Source organism: Albidovulum marisflavi (assembly GCF_025751435.1).
GTDB lineage: Bacteria > Pseudomonadota > Alphaproteobacteria > Rhodobacterales > Rhodobacteraceae > Albidovulum > Albidovulum marisflavi.
The window spans coordinates 92239-111575 of the sequence record NZ_JAOWKY010000004.1; the positions used below are offsets into that span (position 1 = coordinate 92239).

Annotated in this window: 19 protein-coding genes; 11 read left to right on the forward strand and 8 right to left on the reverse strand. The window is 64.5% G+C overall.

Annotation, left to right across the window (positions count from 1 at the left end; all coding sequences use genetic code 11):
- Positions 1-6: 6 nt before the first annotated feature.
- The 5 genes from nuoN to OEW28_RS14315 are packed head-to-tail and all read left to right on the forward strand — an operon-like array spanning position 7 to position 5348.
- Positions 7-1446, forward strand: coding sequence for an NADH-quinone oxidoreductase subunit NuoN (gene nuoN, locus OEW28_RS14295; RefSeq protein ID WP_263735477.1), 1440 nt, complete (start codon positions 7-9; stop codon positions 1444-1446).
- Positions 1447-1468: 22 nt separating this feature from the next.
- Positions 1469-2197: a biotin--[acetyl-CoA-carboxylase] ligase gene (locus OEW28_RS14300; RefSeq protein WP_263735478.1), complete on the forward strand. Its 729-nt coding sequence runs from the start codon at positions 1469-1471 to the stop codon at positions 2195-2197.
- 13 nt (positions 2198-2210) lie between these two features.
- On the forward strand, positions 2211-2990 hold the full coding sequence (locus OEW28_RS14305) for a type III pantothenate kinase (RefSeq protein ID WP_263735479.1): 780 nt from the start codon (positions 2211-2213) through the stop codon (positions 2988-2990).
- On the forward strand, positions 2987-4669 hold the full coding sequence (locus tag OEW28_RS14310; protein WP_263735480.1) for a ribonuclease J: 1683 nt from the start codon (positions 2987-2989) through the stop codon (positions 4667-4669). The genes OEW28_RS14305 and OEW28_RS14310 overlap by 4 nt, the downstream gene beginning before the upstream one ends.
- Positions 4670-4721: 52 nt before the next feature.
- On the forward strand, positions 4722-5348 hold the full coding sequence (locus OEW28_RS14315) for a GNAT family N-acetyltransferase (RefSeq protein ID WP_263735481.1): 627 nt from the start codon (positions 4722-4724) through the stop codon (positions 5346-5348).
- Between the two features lie 16 nt (positions 5349-5364).
- Here the strand turns inward: OEW28_RS14315 and OEW28_RS14320 are convergent, their stop codons facing one another.
- The 4 genes from OEW28_RS14320 to OEW28_RS14335 form a co-directional block, all read right to left on the reverse strand.
- Positions 5365-6888: a DEAD/DEAH box helicase gene (locus OEW28_RS14320; RefSeq protein WP_263735482.1), complete on the reverse strand. Its 1524-nt coding sequence runs from the start codon at positions 6886-6888 to the stop codon at positions 5365-5367.
- 143 nt (positions 6889-7031) lie between these two features.
- Positions 7032-7829 (reverse strand): hypothetical protein, encoded by a 798-nt coding sequence (locus OEW28_RS14325; protein WP_263735483.1) that lies wholly within the window; start codon positions 7827-7829, stop codon positions 7032-7034.
- A 554-nt stretch (positions 7830-8383) separates the two neighbouring features.
- On the reverse strand, positions 8384-9991 hold the full coding sequence (locus tag OEW28_RS14330) for a peptide chain release factor 3 (RefSeq protein WP_263735484.1): 1608 nt from the start codon (positions 9989-9991) through the stop codon (positions 8384-8386).
- A 54-nt stretch (positions 9992-10045) separates the two neighbouring features.
- A complete protein-coding gene (locus OEW28_RS14335) occupies positions 10046-11035 on the reverse strand; it encodes a Hint domain-containing protein (protein WP_263735485.1) in 990 nt (329 codons plus the stop codon).
- A 109-nt stretch (positions 11036-11144) separates the two neighbouring features.
- On the opposite strand from OEW28_RS14335, the gene OEW28_RS14340 reads away from it, so the two are divergent.
- Together OEW28_RS14340 and OEW28_RS14345 are read left to right on the forward strand one after the other, a co-directional pair.
- Positions 11145-11924 (forward strand): SDR family oxidoreductase, encoded by a 780-nt coding sequence (locus OEW28_RS14340; protein ID WP_263735486.1) that lies wholly within the window; start codon positions 11145-11147, stop codon positions 11922-11924.
- A 121-nt stretch (positions 11925-12045) separates the two neighbouring features.
- On the forward strand, positions 12046-13128 hold the full coding sequence (locus tag OEW28_RS14345; RefSeq protein ID WP_263735487.1) for an ABC transporter ATP-binding protein: 1083 nt from the start codon (positions 12046-12048) through the stop codon (positions 13126-13128).
- 10 nt (positions 13129-13138) lie between these two features.
- Here the strand turns inward: OEW28_RS14345 and OEW28_RS14350 are convergent, their stop codons facing one another.
- Positions 13139-13813 carry a helix-turn-helix transcriptional regulator gene (locus tag OEW28_RS14350; protein ID WP_263735488.1) on the reverse strand — a complete coding sequence of 225 codons (675 nt, stop codon included), beginning with the start codon at positions 13811-13813 and terminating at the stop codon, positions 13139-13141.
- A gap of 257 nt (positions 13814-14070) precedes the next feature.
- Here OEW28_RS14350 and tatA point away from each other — a divergent pair, with 257 nt between their 5' ends.
- From tatA to OEW28_RS14370, 4 genes are read left to right on the forward strand one after another with little or no spacing between them, the layout of a single operon-like run.
- Positions 14071-14277 carry a twin-arginine translocase TatA/TatE family subunit gene (gene tatA / locus OEW28_RS14355; protein ID WP_263735768.1) on the forward strand — a complete coding sequence of 69 codons (207 nt, stop codon included), beginning with the start codon at positions 14071-14073 and terminating at the stop codon, positions 14275-14277.
- Between the two features lie 24 nt (positions 14278-14301).
- Positions 14302-14931: a Sec-independent protein translocase protein TatB gene (gene tatB, locus OEW28_RS14360; RefSeq protein WP_263735489.1), complete on the forward strand. Its 630-nt coding sequence runs from the start codon at positions 14302-14304 to the stop codon at positions 14929-14931.
- The gene (gene tatC, locus OEW28_RS14365; RefSeq protein ID WP_263735490.1) at positions 14928-15773 is read left to right on the forward strand and encodes a twin-arginine translocase subunit TatC; all 846 of its coding nucleotides are present in this window, start codon (positions 14928-14930) and stop codon (positions 15771-15773) included. Before tatB ends, tatC begins: the two co-directional genes overlap by 4 nt.
- Positions 15774-15814: 41 nt before the next feature.
- Complete coding sequence (locus OEW28_RS14370; RefSeq protein ID WP_412174808.1) at positions 15815-16612, forward strand: ATP-binding protein; 798 nt, start codon at positions 15815-15817, stop codon at positions 16610-16612.
- A gap of 46 nt (positions 16613-16658) precedes the next feature.
- Here the strand turns inward: OEW28_RS14370 and OEW28_RS14375 are convergent, their stop codons facing one another.
- Genes OEW28_RS14375 through surE form a run of 3 tightly spaced genes read right to left on the reverse strand, consistent with a single transcriptional unit; the run spans position 16659 to position 19312 of the window.
- Entirely contained in the window at positions 16659-17831 is a 1173-nt protein-coding gene (locus tag OEW28_RS14375) for a peptidoglycan DD-metalloendopeptidase family protein (protein ID WP_263735492.1), read from the reverse strand.
- 57 nt (positions 17832-17888) lie between these two features.
- Entirely contained in the window at positions 17889-18530 is a 642-nt protein-coding gene (locus tag OEW28_RS14380; RefSeq protein ID WP_263735493.1) for a protein-L-isoaspartate(D-aspartate) O-methyltransferase, read from the reverse strand.
- Complete coding sequence (gene surE, locus OEW28_RS14385) at positions 18527-19312, reverse strand: 5'/3'-nucleotidase SurE (protein WP_263735494.1); 786 nt, start codon at positions 19310-19312, stop codon at positions 18527-18529. Before surE ends, OEW28_RS14380 begins: the two co-directional genes overlap by 4 nt.
- Positions 19313-19337 lie beyond the last annotated feature (25 nt).

The window sequence follows — 19337 nt, forward strand, 5'->3', positions numbered from 1 at the left end:
CACGCGATGATCTCCGCTGATTTCTCCGCCGTTCTTCCCGAAGTGCTGCTGGCGCTTTACGCGATGGCCGCCCTTCTGGGCGCGGTCTGGGGCGGCAAGGACCAGATGACCTCGACGCTGACATGGGCGACGTCCGCGATCTTCGTGGGTGTCGCGGCATGGATCGGTCTTTCCGGGTCGGGCGACGCGATGGCCTTCGGGGGGGCCTTCATCGACGACGCCTTCGCGCGGTTCGCCAAGGTGACGGTCCTCTTGTCCGCTGCCGGCGTATTGGTCATGAGTCAGGATTATATGGAGCGTCGCGGCATCGCGCGCTTCGAATATCCCGTCCTGATCACGCTGGCGGTTGTCGGCATGATGATGATGGTGTCCGCCGGCGACCTGATGTCGCTTTACATGGGGCTGGAGCTGCAGTCGCTGTCGCTTTACGTCGTGGCCGCCCTGCGCCGCGACAGCATTAAATCGACAGAAGCCGGCCTGAAGTATTTCGTCCTTGGCGCGCTTTCCTCGGGGCTTCTGCTTTACGGCGCGTCGCTCACCTACGGGTTCACGGGGACGACGCTTTTCGCAGGCATCTTCGACACGATCGCCGATGGTCACGTTTCCATCGGGCTGCTGTTCGGGCTTATCTTCCTGATCACGGGCCTTGCCTTCAAGGTTTCGGCCGTGCCGTTCCACATGTGGACGCCCGACGTCTATGAAGGGTCGCCGACCCCAGTCACCGCGTTCTTCGCCACCGCCCCCAAGGTGGCAGCGATGGCGCTGTTCGCGCGACTGGTCTTTGACGCCTTCGGCGGCGCCGTCGGGGACTGGAGCCAGGTGATCGCGCTTTTGGCGACGCTGTCCATGTTCGTTGGCGCGATCGCTGCGATCGGTCAGCGCAACATCAAGCGCCTGATGGCATACTCTTCCATCGCGCATATGGGGTTCGCGATGATCGGCCTTGCCGCGGGTACGCAATTGGGCGTGCAGGCGATGCTGACCTACATGGCGATTTACGTGGCCATGAACATCGGCACCTTCGCCTTCATCCTGTCGATGGAGCGGGATGGCGCCCCGGTTACCGACATCGCATCGCTCAACCTGTTCGCCCGGCGCGAGCCGGTCAAGGCGCTGGCCGTCCTGATCCTCATGTTCTCGCTGGCGGGTGTGCCGCCGATGCTGGGCTTCTTCGCGAAGTACGGCGTGCTGCGCGCGTCGCTGGATGCCGGGTTCGTCTGGCTTGCGGTGGGTGGCGCAATCGCTTCGGTCATCGGCGCGTTCTATTATCTTCGCATCGTGTACTTCATGTACTTCGGCCAAGAGGGTGAGGCGCTTGAAAGCCGGATGACCGCGCCCCAGTGGCTTTTGCTGATGGTTTCCGCGGCTGTCATGGTTCTGGGCGTGATGAACGTCTTCGGCGTCGAGGGCGCGGCGGCGGTCGCGGCCGAAGTCCTTGTCCAGTGATCCGACTGCGTGGCCCCAGGGCGTGGCGCGCCACGTCCTGGATGAGGTGGACAGCACCAATTCCGAAGCCGCGCGTTTGGCGCCCAGCCTGAGCCAGCCGACCTGGATCATGGCGCGACGCCAGACCTCTGCGCGCGGGCGCCGTGGCAGGGTCTGGGTCAGCCCCGAGGGCAATTTCGCGGCGACTCTGGTCATGCGTCCAGCGGGTGATCCCGCACAGTCAGCACTGCGAAGCTTCGTCGCCGCTCTGGCCCTGGCGGATGCGTTGGCGCTTGTCATGGGGCCGGGGGCGGTCCTATCGCTGAAGTGGCCGAACGATGTGCTGCTGAACGGCGGCAAGGTGGCCGGGATCCTGCTGGAAAGCACCGGCGCCGGGGCGGGGGTCACGCATCTTGCGATCGGCATCGGCGTTAACCTTGTCGCGGCCCCGCCGATAGAGGCCGTGGAACCTGGTGCCTTGCCCCCAGTATCGGTGCTGGGCGAAACCGGACTTCGCATCGCGCCGGAGGAATTCCTGACATATCTCGCCGCAGCCTTCGCCCGGTGGGAGTCGCAGTTTTCGACCTTCGGATTCGCGCCGATCAGGAATGCCTGGCTGTCGCGTGCCGCAAGGCTTGGCCAGCCGGTGACGGCCCGCACCATGACCGAGACAATCGAAGGCACCTTCGATACGCTGGGTGAGGATGGTGCGCTGATCCTCGCAACGCCGCAGGGGCGGCGTGCCATTCCGGCGGCGGATGTCTTTTTCTGATACGGGGGGCGGGATGCTTCTTTGCATCGACTGCGGCAACACGAACACGGTCTTTTCCGTCTGGGACGGAGAAAGGTTCCGCTGCACGCTTCGGACCTCGACCGAACATCAACGCACGGCCGACCAGTACTTCGTCTGGTTTTCTACCCTGATGCAGCATCACAAGGTGCCGGTCGATATCCGCGCGGTGGTGATCTCCTCGACCGTGCCGCGCGTCGTCTTCAATCTGCGCGTACTCTGTGATCGGTACTTCACCTGCCGCCCCCTGGTTGTGGGCAAGCCGGATTGCGCGCTTCCCGTGGCCCCTAGGGTCGATCAGGGCACGACCGTCGGCCCGGACCGCCTGGTCAACACGGTCGGCAGCTATGACCGCCACGGCGGCAACCTGATCGTGGTGGATTTCGGCACGGCGACGACGTTCGACGTCGTGGATGCCGATGGCGCCTATATCGGTGGTGTCATCGCGCCGGGCGTCAACTTGTCGCTTGAAGCGCTCCACATGGCAGCGGCGGCGCTTCCCCATGTGGATGTCACCAAGCCGCCACACGCGATCGGTACGAATACGGTTGCCTGCATGCAGTCGGGCGTCTACTGGGGGTATGTCGGGCTTGTCGAAGGCATCGTCCGGCAGATCCGGGTGGAACGCGAACGGCCGATGAAGGTTATCGCCACCGGCGGGCTCGCGCCCCTTTTCGACCAGGGCACCGACATTTTCGACAGTGTCGAGGATGACCTGACCATGCACGGCCTGGTGCTGATCCACCGCCACAACAAGGAACTGGAACTGGCATGAGCGTGAAGGAACGCCTGATCTACCTGCCGCTCGGCGGGGCCGGCGAAATCGGCATGAACTGCTATGTCTACGGCTACGGCCCCGAAGGCGAGGAGCGTCTGATCGTCGTCGATCTGGGCGTGACCTTCCCGGACATGGACACGACCCCCGGTGTCGATCTGATCATGCCCGATGTCAGCTGGCTTGAGGCGAATGCGGAACGGATCGAGGCGATCTTCATAACCCACGCGCATGAGGATCACGTCGGTGCTCTTGGCCATCTGTGGCCCGGACTGCGCGCGCCCGTCTATGCGCGCCCCTTCACCGGCGCCATTGCCAAGATGAAGATGGAAGAGGCCGGCCAGCCCGCGGACAGCGTGCGCATCGTCGGCCCGCACCCGGCGGCGACCGAGGCCGGACCCTTCCGGGTCCAGTTCCTTCCCGTCAGCCACTCGATCCCGGAAAGCGCGGCGCTTGTCATCGACACGCCGGCCGGTCGGATCGTGCACACCGCCGACTTCAAGCTGGACGGATCGCCCGTGGTGGGCGAACCCTTCGACCCAGAGCTTTGGCACGCCATCGCCAGGGAAGGTGACGGGGTGCGCGCGCTGGTTTGCGATTCCACCAACGTCTTTTCCCCGCAGCCGGGTCGGTCCGAAGCTGGGCTTGTCGGCCCCATCACCGAACTGCTGAAAGGGCAGGAAGGAATGGTCGTCGCGACGACCTTCGCCTCGAATATCGCGCGGCTGAAGACGCTGGCCGAAGCGGGCCGCGATGCGGGCCGGTCGGTCTGCCTGCTTGGGCGGGCGATGAAGCGGATGCTGACCGCGGCGGTCGAAGCCGGGATCGTCTCGGACTTCCCGTCATTGGTCCAGCCCGAGGAAGCGGCGGACGTTCCGCGCGGGAACCTGATGCTGATCGTGACGGGCAGCCAGGGCGAACGGCGCGCGGCCTCCGCGCAGCTGTCGCGCGGCAAGTACCTGGGGCTTGAGATGAAAGCGGGCGACCTGTTCCTGTTTTCATCGAAAACCATCCCCGGCAACGAACGCGGCGTGATCCGCGTGATGAACGCGTTTTCCGAGATGGGCGTTGACATCGTGGACGATCGCGGGGGGCTGTACCATGTGTCCGGCCATGCAAACCGCCCTGATCTTGAGGCCGTGCACGACCTGATGCGACCCAAGATCCTCATTCCAATGCACGGCGAACACCGGCATCTGCGCGAACATGTGAAGCTTGGCTTGGCCAAAGGCATCGCTTCGGAAATCGCGACCAACGGCATGATGCTTGACATCACCGGCGACGAGCCGGCGGTGGTCGAGTATGTCGAGGCCGGCCGGACCTACCTGGACGGCAGCACGCTGCTGGGGGCGATGGACGGTGTCGTGCGCGACCGGATCCGCATGGCGCTGAACGGTCACGTGCTGGTGACGATCCTTCTGGACGAGGACGACCAGCCCCTGGGCGACGCTTGGGTCGACCTGAAGGGGCTCGCGGAAACCACGCGCTCCGGCGCGTCGCTTGCCGACGAAATCGAAAGCGAACTGACCGAGTTCCTCGAAAACGCAGGCCCCAAGGTGATCACCAACGACGACAAGATCGAAGAGGCGGTCAAGCGCATCGTGCGCCAGGTGACGATGGAAGAGATCGGCAAGAAGCCCGAGGTGACGGTCGTCGTCAGCCGGCTGGCGGTGGAGTAGGCCAGCCCGCCTCAGGCTTCCTGAATTCGCGCTTTTCGGGTACGCTGGTCCCATGAAAAAGGGGACCAGCGTGGACGCTCGCGTTCGAAAGGCATCCCCGGACGAAATCGAATCCGTCGCAGCCGTGATGGATCTGGGCTTCGTGACTGATCCGACCGCGCGGTACTTCCTACCTAGGGCAGAGCAGTATTTTCATGGCCATCGCCAGTACGCGCGGCTGTGTGCCGCGCCCGGATTCGACAGCGGCACGGTCTTTGCGTTCAGCATGATGATGGGGGCCGCGATCTGGTATCCGCCGGGGATCAAGGCGGATTACGCGGCGCTGGAGGAGCTTGTTCAGGCGGTCGTGCAGCCAGAGCAGCAAAAGCTATTCTCCGACCTGATCGAAGCGTGCGTGCGCTATCGTCCCAATGGCGACTTTGCGAGCTTGGAGTTGATCGCGGTCGATCCGGCACATAGCGGCAATGGCGTGGGCGCGGCGCTTCTGCGCGAAGGCCTGACGCTCTTCGATCAAAAGGGGGTGCCGGTGTATCTTGAGTCCAGCAATCCCCGCAATCTGTCGTTCTACCGCCGGGCGGGGTTCGATCTCTTGGCGGAAGTGCGGGTCGGGGATGGCCCCGCCCGCTATCCGATGCTGCGCCCTGCCGGTGGACGGACCGTGACCGGCAATGGCTTGTAAGGAGGGCGTCCCGGTCTCAGACTTCTTCCGAGGATTTAAGCCCGCGCAGCAGGAAGTCGGGGACATGGTCGCCCATCCCGATCACCGGCGCATCGTCGCGGCGGCGATCGCGACGATCGTCGCCCTTGCGGCCTTCGTTGCGGCGTTCCGAACGGCGCTCTTCCCGACGGTCTTCACGACGGTCTTCACGGCGGGGTTCGCGCGTCTTCGGTTGCTCGGGTTCGGGACAGGGCTCGATCTGCTCCACGTCAAGCGCCTGCATCGGCGCGACCTCGTTATGCGGCTTGACTGGGCGTTCGCGGCGGTCTTCGCGTCCACGGCGCCCGCCTTCGCGTCCGGGCTTTTCGGTACGGGGGCGGGGGGGCTTTTGCGCGGCGTCCGACAAGGCGAAATCCTCGGGGATCGCGCCGCGCGGGATTTCCCTTTTCACTAGGCTTTCGATCGCGTCCAGAAATTTCTTGTCGGCCGGCGTCGCGATGGTGATCGCCACCCCCTTGCGGCCGGCGCGCCCGGTGCGGCCGATGCGGTGCACGTAATCCTCGGCGTGGCTTGGCACGTCGAAGTTGAAGACATGGCTCACCTGCGGAATGTCCAGCCCGCGGGCCGCCACGTCCGAGGCGACGAGGAAGCGCAGCGATCCGTCGCGGAACCCGTCGAGGGTTTTCGTTCGCTGGCTCTGATCCAGATCGCCATGGATCGGCGCGGCGTCGAAGCCGTGCGTCTTCAGCGATTTGGCAAGAATGTCGACCTCGCTCTTGCGGTTGCAGAAGAGGATCGCGTTGGTGCAGGAATCGCCCTCGGCGTTGATGAGGGCGCGCAGAAGTTCACGCTTTTGCTTGGAACTCTGGTCCTTGCGCGTCGGCGTCAGTTCGATCAGCCTCTGCTCGATCGTTTCCGAGGTCGTGGCCTGGCGCGCAACCTCGATCCGGGCCGGGGCATGAAGGAATGTGTTGGTGATCCGTTCGATCTCGGGCGCCATGGTGGCCGAGAAGAACAGAGTTTGCCGGGTAAACGGGGTCAGCTGGAAGATGCGCTCGATGTCGGGGATGAAACCCATGTCGAGCATCCGGTCGGCTTCGTCCACCACCATGATCTGCACGCCGGTCAGCAGCAGCTTGCCGCGCTCGAAGTGGTCCAGAAGCCGGCCGGGCGTCGCGATCAGCACGTCGACTCCGCGATCGATGAGCTTGTCCTGATCCGCGAAGCTGACGCCGCCGATCAGCAGCGCCTTGGTCAGCTTGGTGTGCTTGGCGTAGATGTCGAAGTTCTCGGCCACCTGCGCGGCCAGTTCGCGCGTCGGCGCCAGAACCAGCGACCGCGGCATGCGCGCGCGAGCCCGCCCGCGTCCAAGAAGCGTGATCATGGGCAGCGTGAAGCTTGCCGTCTTGCCCGTGCCGGTCTGGGCGATGCCCAGAACGTCGCGGCCTTCAAGCGCGTGGGGAATGGCGCCGGCTTGAATCGGGGTGGGGGTTTCGTAGCCGGCTTCGGCAATAGCTTGCAGGACGCGCGCGTCCAGCTTGAGGTCAGTGAATTTGGTCATTAGCGTCCGTCAATCTGCGGCATCGGGCCGCAAGGGTGATGGGCGCTAACACTGGGCGCCCGTGCATCGTCTGGCCACAGGCCGTGCGTTCCGTTAGCCGAAGAGGCGCAAAAGGTCAAGGTTCGTGCGGCCAGACCGCGCGCTTAGCCGGCTTCTTCCCGGTTCAAACGCATAAGTTCCAATCGATGACGCATAAGCGCGAAGCGGCGGAAAATGTTGCGTGGATCCCTGTTCAGCCGGTCCATCAGCGCCGTTGCAAGCGGACCGGCGTTCGGCGCAGCCAGAGCTTGCTCGACAATGTCGAGCAGCAGGTTTGCCTCCAGGTCGCCGCCCACGATCTGAAAGCCCAACATGTTCAGCGGCAGAGGGCCCTTTGCGCGACCGGGAATGCGAAAGGGCTCATCCGATGGCGTGCCTGAATATTGCCGCTCGTACTCATAAAGCTTCATAAGTGAAAACAGCACGTTCATGGACTGGCCGATGCGCCGGTCTGCCTCAGTCGGCCCGTGTTCAGCGAAGGTGATGATCGAGGAAATCAGCCAGCGCGAGTTCAGATGCTCAAGCAGCAGGTCGGCTTTTTCGCGCCATATCCTCAGGAAAAGCGCCGGGGCCTGTTCGGGCCAGTTGAATTTTCTCAGGTTGGCGATGAGCAGCGCGTTGAGCAGGCACAGTTCGGGCTTGCCTCTGAAATCGGGCAAAAGATCGTGCCGCTTGCGTGCAAAGCTGCTGTGGCCCCGTGGCAAGGGGGCGGGATCCTGGTCGGGGACGAGGCCGGATACGAGCGCGTCCAGATCGACGTCAAGCAGCGGCAGCGCTTCGCCCTCGTGATAGACAAGCCCGGCCCGCCGTCTTCGACGGGCCGCGATCAGGTCGCGCATTCCGTCTGGATAGGTTTCGAATCCGTCTTCCCCGTGCATCCGGCCGCCTGTCTGTCTGCCCACCCCTGACCCATACAACCCCGCATCCTGCTTGCAAAGACGGACGCCGCCCGAATGCCGGACGGCGCCGTTGGGTGGGTAATGGTTCTTGGGTGTGTCAGGTGATTGCCGGCCGTCTCCTTTCCTGTTGTTCCCGCGCCTTTCGACGCTGGTTCAAGTTGCCGGCCCAGGGCCGGATGGAAGCGGTCGGATCAAGCGGGGCGGCGGCTACGAGGGAGAACGCGCGCCGCCCCTTTGCTTTCGCACCGTCGTCTGCTCTGGCCCGGGGTGGCCGACGATGCTCCAACCGCTTAACTCCAAACTTTCGCACCTATTGTTGAAAGCTCTTAATCAATCATCTTGTTCGGGAATGGGGCAATTTTGTGGCGTGGCGCGCTGTTTCCGCGCGGGCGCCACAATTGGCTTCTGCGCACGCAAACTGTTTCCGCATTGGGTGTCAATCCGGGTCTTGGGGGCTTGACAGGGTGTTCATGGGAAACTGCGAGCCGCGACTCTGGCGATTTCGTGGTGACGGCTCGGCGCTATTGCCACGATTCGCCAGTGCGCGCTCGCTTTCGTCAAACCATCATTTCCTTGGTGGCCGACAGTTTCAACGAGGGATGGTCGCGAATGATCCGGTCAATGTCCCATTGTAGCCGCGTCAAGTACACGATGTCGCCGTCATGGTCGTTGGCGATATGGCCTTTGTTCGCATTTACGAACTTTTCCACGTCAGCCTTGGGCCCCGTGACCCAGCGGGCAGATGTGAATTGCGACGACTCGAAGCGGACAGGCAGGGAGTATTCGATCTCGATCCGGCTTGCCAGAACGTCGAACTGAAGGGCGCCGACCACGCCGACGATGAAGCCTGAACCGATCGCCGGCTTGAAGACCTTGGCGGCGCCTTCCTCGGCAAACTGCATCAGCGCCTTTTCCAGGTGCTTGGCCTTCATCGGGTCGCCCGCGCGAACGGTTTGAAGCAGCTCCGGCGCGAACGACGGGATCCCGGTGAAGCGCAGCGCCTCGCCCTCGGTCAGCGCATCGCCGATGCGAAGCTGGCCATGGTTCGGTATGCCGATGATGTCGCCCGCCCAGGCTTCCTCGGCCAGTTCGCGGTCGGCGGCCAGGAACAGGACCGGGTTCGACACCGCCATTGGTTTCTTCGACCGCACATGCAGAAGCTTCATGCCGCGCGCGAAATGGCCAGAGGCGAGCCGGACGAAGGCCACGCGGTCGCGATGCTTGGGGTCCATGTTGGCCTGCACCTTGAAGACGAAGCCCGTGACCTTGGATTCTTCTGGCAGGATCTCGCGCTCGGCGGCCTTCTGCGGCTGGGGTTCAGGGCCATAGTCGCCGATCCCGCGCATCAGTTCCTTGACCCCGAACGAGTTGATGGCAGATCCGAACCATATCGGCGTCATGTGCCCCTCAAGGAACGCTTGGCGATCGAAGGCGGGCAGCAGTTCGCGCGCCATCTCAAGTTCGTCGCGCAGTTTCGCGAGTTGTTCGGCAGGGACGTGCTCGGCCAGTTTCGGGTCGTCCAGACCGGTGATCGCGATGGACTCCGCGACCTTGTTGCGGTCGGCGCGGTCCATGATCTCAAGCCGGTCGTGCAGCAGGTCGTAGGCGCCGATGAAGTCGCGTCCCATGCCGATCGGCCAGCTTGCCGGCGCCACGTCGATGGCCAGGTTTTCCTGGATCTCGTCGATGATCTCGAACGTGTCGCGGCTTTCGCGGTCCATCTTGTTGCAAAAGGTCAGGATCGGAAGATCGCGCAGGCGGCAGACCTCGAACAGCTTGCGGGTCTGGCTTTCAACGCCCTTCGCGCCGTCGATCACCATGATCGCCGCATCGACGGCGGTCAGCGTGCGATAGGTGTCCTCGGAAAAGTCGCTGTGGCCGGGCGTATCGACAAGGTTGAACCGGTACTTGTCGAAATCGAAGGACATGGCCGAGGCTGACACCGAGATGCCGCGGTCCTGTTCCAGCTTCATGAAGTCCGATCGCGTCCGACGCGCCTCGCCCTTGGCACGGACCTGTCCGGCCATCTGGATCGCGCCGCCGAACAGCAGGAACTTTTCGGTCAGCGTGGTCTTGCCCGCATCGGGGTGCGAGATGATCGCAAAGGTGCGGCGGCGGGCGATTTCGGTCGGCAGGGCAGGGCGGTTCATCGGTGTCTCCAGCATGGGCGCCCTTTAGCGCGCGCGGGGGCCGCGCGCAATGCGCCCGCTTCGCGCAGATCAGCGCCCTCTGTCGCGCAGGTGCGCCGCGACGGAAGGCACGGCGTCCTGCGCAATCTCGATCGCCGCATGCGCGTGCTGGTCAAGGCCGGGAAAGCGTGCGCGCAATTCGTCCGAAAGCTCGGTCGGCAGCATGGGCATTACCGATTGGGTCACGTTGAGACTTTCCGATGGGATCCCTTCGGCGTAGATGATTTCGTGCCGGTCGAACACAAGGCTGTAGTAGTCGACGAAGCCACCCTCGCGCCGCGTGATGCGGTCGCCGTCGACCAGGTGCTTGGCTTGAACCAGCAGGTCGGCAGTCGGGGTTACACCGCTTGCGTAGAGGAAAAGGCGGTGGTGCGGGCTGACGGCAAGGTCGCCAAGATTGCCCATGGCGCCGGCTGCGATCACCACAGGGGCGAACCCGCCCTGCGCGGGAAAGGTCGCCTTGCCGGTCCAGCGCAGCACCTGCGCGCCGTGGTCTCGTGTCAGGACGCGGTCGCCGGGGGCAAGCTGCTCGATCGGTAACGGAGCCGCCTCGGGCAAGGAAATGAGCGTTCCACGCGCGAAGGCAACGCAGACGGTTTCGGCAATGCGAAGCCCCGGCGGCGGTGGCGCGGCGGAGACAAGCGTATGGTCGGCGCGGGGGGAAAGGGGCGAGAGCGGCAGCGCCAATATCTCATCCGACGGGTCATGGCGAAGGATCAGGACCTCGACCCTGTCCCCGTTTGCAGCCACCAGTGTCAGAAGCGACAGCAAGGTTACTGTGTCGCCTTCGGTGCCGATCCGCGTGCCGGGGCCAACGACCTGCGGTGCGGCCGGGCTATCGGACAGGCGAAGGGCCAGCCGCGACGATTGCGACTCCGGGGCAAGGCGATAGACGTCGCCGAGTTCGCAATTGTCCGCTGCCCCGATCGGGTCGCCCTGATTGGCCCCCAGCACAACCCTGAAAGCGGTCGCGGGATAGACATGCGCGAACTGCGCGGGCGGGGGTTCGGGATCGGTCATCGCGGTGGCTTAGCGCGCGCCAAGCGGCATGACAAGTTTGGACAGCAAGGGCTATGGCCCAGGCGCCCCGTTTCGCTATGCTCCGTCCCGAAGCGAAAAGGAGATGATGATGGATCTTGGGATTCGCGGAAAGCGCGCGCTTGTCTGCGCCTCGTCCAAGGGGCTTGGGCGCGGCTGCGCCGAAGCGCTGGCGGCCGCGGGCGTGGAGCTTGTGATGAACGCCCGCGGCGGCGAGGCGCTTGACGCCGCTGCGGAAGACATTCGGTCGCGCTTTGGTGTCGCGGTAACGACCGTGGCGGCGGATGTATCCACCGAAGCCGGCCAGCGCGCCCTGCTTGAGGCATCGGGCGACATCGACATCCTGGTCAACAACGCGGGCGGCCCGCCGCCCGGAACTTGGTCCGAGTGGGACCGCGACGATTTCATCCGGGCGCTCGACGCCAATATGCTGGCCCCTATCGCTCTGATGAAGGCAACGCTGCCCGGCATGATTGACCGGCGGTGGGGGCGCGTGGTCAACATCACGTCCCAGGCGGTCAGATCGCCAATCCCGGCGCTTGGGCTTTCGAACAGCGCGCGCGCCGGTCTGACAGGCTACGTCGCGGGAACCTCGCGCCAGGTCGCGCGCCACGGCGTCACGATCAACAACTTGCTGCCCGGCATTCACGCGACCGACCGTGCGGTTTCGCTGGACAAGGGCGTGATGAGAGCCGAGGGCGTCACGATGGAAGAGGCGATCGCCCGCAGGTCGGCAACCATTCCCGCAGGCCGCTATGGCACAAGCGAAGAGTTCGGCGCGATGTGTGCCTTCCTGTGCTCTGTCCATGCGGGTTTCATCGTCGGCCAGAACATCCTGCTGGACGGCGGCGCGGTTAACCTGACGATGTGAGATCGCCCGCCTGCGATGCCCGTGCGGTCGGGCGTCGCAGGCCCCGGTAGCGCTTGCGACCGCTTCTGCAGCCTGCTATCGGAATGAAACCCGACGATTTCGCTCGGGCAAAGGGGAAGACGTGACCGCAACACCGCCGAGATTGCAGGTGCAGAACCTGATCCGCGTCTATGATGGGCGTACGGTGGTCAATGACGTTTCGCTTTCCATCGAAGCTGGGCAGGTGACCTGCCTGCTTGGCCCCTCTGGCTGCGGCAAGTCCACGACCCTGCGGATGATCGCGGGCGTCGACATGCAGGACGCGGGCCGCATCTTCGTCGACGGCAACCTGGTCTGCGACACGGTCTTCCGCGTTCCGCCCGAACGCCGGTCCATCGGCTTGATGTTTCAGGATTTCGCGCTGTTTCCCCATCTCAGCGTCGCCGAGAACATCGCCTTCGGGCTGCCGCGTTCGGATGCGGCGCGCATGGCCCGCGTTGATGAACTGCTGGAGCGGGTGGCGTTGTCCGGGTTCGGCCCCAAGTATCCCCACGAGCTTTCGGGCGGTGAACAGCAGCGCGTGGCACTTGCCCGCGCTCTGGCGCCGCGCCCTCGCATCCTGCTGATGGATGAGCCGTTTTCCGGACTTGACGAGCGGCTTCGCGACGGGATCCGAGACGACACGCTTGCGCTTCTGAAAGAGGAAGGGTCAGCGGTCCTGTTGGTCACGCACGAGCCGCACGAAGCCATGCGCATGGCCGATGAGATCGCGCTGATGCGCTCGGGCGCGATCGTACAGCACGGTGCGCCATACAACCTGTACAACGCGCCCGTGGACCGGGCGGCGGCGGCGTTCTTTTCGGACATCAACATACTAGAGGGCAGGGTGCAGGGCGCGCTGACCCAGACCCCGTTTGGTGAATTCCTGACGCCCGGCCTTCCCGACGGCACCGAGGTCGAGATCGTCATCCGCCCGCAGCATCTAAAGATCGACTTCGATCGGGCGGGAAAGGGACCCCTGCCGACCGCGGTCGACGGAACCGCGGCACGGGCCGAGGTCGCGCGCGCACGCTTCATGGGCCGCGAGAGCCTGGTGGAATTCCGGCTGTGCCACGACGGTCAGATCCTGAAGGCCTCCGTGCCCGCCGTATTTCTGCCGAAACCGGGCACGCCGATGTGGTTGATGCTGCGCCGCGACCGCTGCTTCGTCTTTCCCAAGGCCTGACAGGTACACGTCAGGGCTCGGCGAGTCGAGCCAGGTAGTCCTCGACCGTGCGTCCCGGCTCTGGCATGAACGCCCCGCCGTCGGGCACCAGCGCGATGATCATGTCAACGCGGAAGAAGCGGAAATCGGCGCGCAGCTCGCACCAGGCCAGCAAGGTCCAGACCTTGCCCCAGAACTCAAGCTGCAGGGGACGGATCCGACGCTGCGTCTCTGTGCCCGTTTCGTCGCGGTAGGACAGCGAAAGCGTCAGGTGTTCGCGGATCGCACGCCGTATCAGGCCCAGATGGGGGGCCGCGCGGGCGGCCTCGGCGCTGGAAAAGACGAAGCTGTCGCTGCCCGCTTCGGCCAGGATCGTGGGCGCCACGGCCGCGATCTTGGCGCGCAGGCTTACCGCCGCGCGCGCGGCGGTTTGGTCCGCGCCCGATGCGACAAGACCTAGGCCCAACCTCAGTGCCTCGAATTCGTCTCGCGACAACGCGACGGGGGGCAGCGCGACGGGATCGCGCAGCATGTAGCCAATCCCTCTTTCCCCTTCGATGGGTACGCCGCCCGCCTGAAGGCGCCCCATGTCGCGCCAGATCGTGCGTACCGAAACGCCGGTCTTTTCCGCAAGGTCGACCGCGCGATGCAGCTTGCCGTCGCGCAGGATGCGGATCAGATCGAGCAGGCGGTCGGGACGGGGCATGGCGGGTCGGTGGCGGTCTGTGCCGAATGAGTCTATGATGGCGTCGTGTCAGGCGGAACCGCGCCTGCGCGTCCAGATCCTGCCCGAAAACGTGGGGGATTGGCAAGACTTACCGACAGAATCCTGTCAGTTGCCGCGTCGCCCGGGCAGTAGGAGAGATGGCGCGCAGTGCGCTTTCAGTCTTTGATGCGCTTCGGAACGTCGGCAACCCGCCGGCAAGGCCGCCCCGTGGGCGGCGCATTTTGGAGGTACTTGAGATGCAGATGGGTCCTTGGCAGCTAATCATCATCGCGATCGTTGTGCTGGTGCTCTTCGGGCGCGGCAAGATCAGCTCTCTCATGGGCGAGGTCGGCAAGGGCATTACCGCGTTCAAGAAGGGCGTGAAGGACAGCACCGCCGAACTGGAAAAGGAAGCGTCCGACACGGCCAAGGACGTGACCCCGGAAGAAAAAGACAAGGCCTGAATTTCGAACTGACGGGGGCCGCAGATGTTCAACATGGGCTGGACCGAGCTTCTGGTCATTGGGGTGGTGGCGCTGATCGTCATAGGGCCTCAGGACCTCCCGGAAATGTTCCGCCAGCTCGGGCGGTTCACGGGCAAGATCCGCGCAATGGGACGGGAGTTCCAGCGCGCCATGGATCAGGCTGCAAAAGAGTCGGGCGTCAATGATGTGGCCAAGGACCTGAAGTCCGCGACCTCGCCCAAGGCGCTTGGGCTGGATGCGGTGAAGGGTGCGGCCGATCGCTTTGAAAAATGGGATCCGCTGAAGCAGTCGAAGCCGGCCAAGCCCGCCGCCAAGCCTGATAATCCCACGCCCGAAGTCGCGCCCGACACGGCCGGACCGGCCGCGGTCACGCAAAAGCCCCCGCTTGGACCGGCGACACAGGCGCTCGCGGAAAAGCAGGCGGCCCGCAAGGCCGTCATCGCGGAAACCAGCGCCAAGCTCAAGGCAATCGACGAGGGCGGCGCGACTGCCGCACCTGACGCCGAGGCCAAGTCCAAGGCGGCGGCGAAACCAAAGGCCGCTGCCAAGCCCAAGGCTGCCGCCGCGGACACTGCCGACAAACCCGCGCCCAAACCCCGCGCCCCGCGCAAGAAGAAGGCCGACGAGGCATGACCAAGACGGACCATATCGACGATTCCGCAGCGCCGCTGATCGAGCACCTGCGCGAGTTGCGCACACGTATCCTGTATTCGATCTCTGCCTTCGCGGTCTGTTTCGTCATCGGCTACATGGTCTGGCAGTATGTCTTCAAGTTCCTTGCCCGACCGATGTGCGTGGTGCTGACCGAGCGCGGACAGGAATGCCAGCTGATCCTGGTGAAGATGCAGGAAGGCTTCTTCGTCGCCATCAAGATCGCGCTTTGGGGCGGCTTCGCGCTGGCCTTTCCGATCATCGCATACCAGATGTGGCGTTTCGTGGCGCCGGGGCTGTACCGCTCGGAAAAGGCGGCTTTCCTGCCGTTCCTCGTCGCCTCTCCGGTGATGTTCCTGATTGGTGGAGCGTTCGCCTACTACATCATCCTGCCCTTCGCTTTCAGCTTCTTCCTGGGCTTCCAGGACGTCTTTGCCGACGCGATCAAGGAAGGCGGTTCCTTGTCGTCGCCGCCCGCCGGGATATCCTTCCTGGGGTCGATGGAAGCCTATCTGTCGCTGACCATGACCTTCGTGATGGCGTTCGGCCTTTGTTTCCAGTTGCCGGTTCTGCTGACGCTGATGGGCAAGGCAGGCCTGATTTCGTCCCAGGGCCTGAAGGCAACGCGAAAATACGCGGTGGTCGCGATCCTTGCTGTCGCCGCCGTCGTAACCCCGCCGGATGTGTTTTCGCAGGTCATCCTGTTCTGCGCGGTCTATCCCCTGTACGAGATGTCGATCTTCCTGATCACCCGCTTCGAGCGAGAGCGTGAAGCTCAGGCAAGGGCCGACGGCACCTGGGAAGAGGACGAGGAAGAAGCGTGAACGAAGAGGAGTTGCGCCGCATCGCCGCCGCGCTTGAGCGGATGGCCCCGGCGCCAGCGCAGGCGCCAGACTGGACCGCGGCCGATGCCTTCGTCTGGCACACCGCGCCGGACAGGCTGGACCCGGTGCCCGAGGTGGCGCGGGTTGACCTGGCCTTGCTGGTGGCGGTGGATCGGGCTCGCAACACCCTTCTTGAAAACACGCTTCAGTTCGCCAGGGGGTTTCCGGCCAACAACGCGCTGCTCTGGGGCGCGCGCGGCATGGGAAAGTCGTCCCTGGTGAAGGCGGTTCATGCAGAGGTCCTGCGCCAGGGCCTGGGCCTGAAGATCGTGGAACTGAGCCGCGAAGATCTGCCCACCATCGGGCGACTGCTGGCGCATCTGCGCGCCGCGCGGGATCATCGTTTCCTTCTGTTCTGTGACGACCTTTCGTTTTCGCACGACGACCAGCACTACAAGGCGCTGAAGGCGGTTCTGGACGGTGGGATCGAGGGGCGACCCGAAAACGTGATCTTTTACGCCACGTCGAACCGGCGCCACCTGATGCCGCGCGACATGATCGAGAACGAACGATCCAGTGCGATCAACCCATCCGAAGCGGTCGAGGAAAAGGTGTCGCTTTCTGACCGCTTCGGCCTCTGGTTGGGCTTCCATCCCTGCAGCCAGGACGAATTCCTGGACATGATCCGGGGATATTGCGACGCCTACGGGATCGAGATCGGGCAGGATCTCCTGCGGGCCGAAGCGATCGAGTGGCAGGCGACGCGAGGCTCGCGCTCGGGCCGTGTCGCATGGCAGTATTTCACCGACCTGGCGGGGCGCCGCGGCGTCAAGCTCTGATGCGTGGCGATCGGCAGCCCGCGATCACGCGGGCTGCCTGCCGAACTCATTTAAGGAACGGTACGGGGTCCGTGCTGTCGAGGCCTTGGCGAACTTCGAAGTGCAGGAATGCAGGATCGGAAGCGCGCACGACGGCAATGGGCTGACCACGCTTGACCTTGTCACCCTTGGCGACCTTGATCCCGTCGATGTTGGCGTAGACCGTCAGAAGGTTTCCGTCGTGTCGTATCACGAGGATCGGAACCTGGTCCGTGTCCTTGGTGATTGCGGCGACGGTGCCATCGCCCGCGGACTTGACGGTCGTGCCAGCGGCGGCGCCGATGTCGATGCCATCATTCTTCTTCTTCTGGTAGGCGCGGATGATCTTGCCTTCTACCGGCATCCCCAGGCGCGAGGCCGAAGTGCGTTCCGCACTCATCTCGGGCGAGGGCGGAGTCGCCACCGGAGTCGCGCTCGGTGTGGTCTTTTCGTCCGGCAAAGGCGTGGAGGCCGAGGGCGGTACGGGGGTCGGCGACCCCTGGCCGGGCTGCGTGACGGGATCGCCAAGCGAGCCTGTCGCGGCAACGGGGATCAGGAGGTACTGACCTTCGCGAACGGCCAGATCTGCACCCAGCCCGTTCCAGTCCGCCATGGCCTTGACGTTGACGTTGTAAAGCCTTGCGATCGAATAGGCGGTTTCACCGCGCTGCACCCGGTGGCGGATCGGTTCGCCGACGGGGGCGCTGGCAGGTTTGGCGGCGACTGGCTGGGCCTGCGTCGTGCCGCCGCTCTGCGCACGGTCTATGGCCGAGGACGCTATGGCGGTCACATCGATTCCATCGCCGGGGGCAGCCGTAACCGGAACGCCGGGCGTGCCGACGGGCCCGGCAGCCACACGGGTTGGCAGCACCAGCACCTCGCCGCGCCGCAACTGCGTTCCCATCGGAACGGCATTGAAACGCGCCAGTTCCTCGGCGTTGACGCCGACGCGCGTGGCGACGTTGGCAACGCTGTCGCCGTCCTGCGCTATCGCGACCTGGTAGTTCGGGTAGGTTATGACACCACGCGAATCCGTGCTTGGCCTGGCCTGCGCAGCCTGCGAGGCGGCCGTGGTGGTGGAAAACCCGCCACCGCCATAGCGCCTGAGATCCGGATCGAAGCCATTGCAGGCTGCCAGAGACAGGGCGGAAATGCCCAAAAGGGCCACGGATGGAAACCGGCTTTTCCGGGAATTCGTCATCGCTCGCTCCTCATCGCACGGGCCCTGTTCTCCGGGCCTTTGTGTTCTTGCCGGGGCTCAATCCTGCCCCAGTCCTTCGACCAGCGGTACGAAACGCACGGGGCGAAGTTCCTCGTAATCGTAGCCGGCCGCTGTTCGGGTCACCTTGATCAGGCTTTGTACCGCGTCCGACTGGCCTACCGGCAGAACCATGATACCGCCTTCGCGCAACTGAGCCAATAGGGGCCCTGGCGGGTCTTCGGCCGCTGCGGTCACGATTATCCGGTCAAATGGCGCCTGTTCGGGCAGGCCGCGGCTGCCGTCCGCGGAAAGGGCCGTGATATTGGTGAAAGCAAGCGAGTCGAAGACCTCTTGCGCCTCGCGGACCAGGCGTCTGTGACGTTCGACCGTGTAGACGCGGCGGGCAAGCTGCGACAGAATCGCGGCCTGGTATCCAGAGCCGGTGCCTATCTCCAGCACCTTGTCCCTTGGGCCAACGTCCAGCGCCTGGGTCATCAGGCCGACGACCGAAGGCTGGCTGATCGTCTGCCCGCACGCGATCGGCAAGGGCGTGTCTTCATAGGCGCGTTCCGCGAACAGGCCCTTCACGAAATGGCCGCGGTCTATCCGCTCCATCGCCGAAAGCACCCGAGGATCGGTGACGCCTTTTGAGCGGAGAGCGTAGAGAAAGCGCATCTTCCGCTCGGCCAGTTCGGTCATGCCAGCCGTGCCTCCAGATCCTGCAAACGGTCGTGGGCGGTCAGGTCCGCCCGCATCGGCGTGACCGCGATATAGCCCTCGAGGTTGACCGCCACATCAGTGCCGGGCGCGGTTGGTTCATGCTGCGGCCCGCCCGTGATCCAAAGGAACTTGCGACCCGACGGCGAAATGTGGGGCTCGACCCCGAAGAAGGTTTCGCGCCGATAGCCCTGGGCCGCGACGCGCGTGCCCTTGACCGCAGCCGCGCCCACGGGTGGGAAGTTCACGTTGTAGAAGACACGGTAGTCGTGCGGATCCCAGTGCCCCTTTTCCAGCAGGTCGCGCACCACCTTAACGCCGTGGGCGCGCGCCGCCTCGAACGGGTCGTCCAGTTCGTTCGTGGCCGGGCCCATGAACTGCGAAAGCGCGATCGCGGGAACGCCTTGCAGCGCCGCCTCCATCGCGCCGCCGACGGTGCCGGAATACAGCACGTTTTCGCCCGCGTTGTTGCCGCGGTTGACGCCAGAAAGGACCAGGTCGGGGCGTCCGCCCTGAAACACATCGTAGATGCCCGCCAGCACGCAGTCGGCCGGGCTGCCTTCGGCGGCGTATCTTCGCGGGCCGAGCTTCGCGATCATCATCGGATGCGTGTAGGAAATGCAGTGCCCGACGCCCGACTGTTCGAATGCGGGCGCGACGGTCCACACTTCGCCGGACTGACCCGCGATTTCGGTCGCGATTTCGTGCAGGACCTCAAGGCCCGGCGCGTTGATGCCGTCGTCGTTGGTGATGAGAATGCGCATGTCCGCCCCGGTGTTTTTCCCTGCT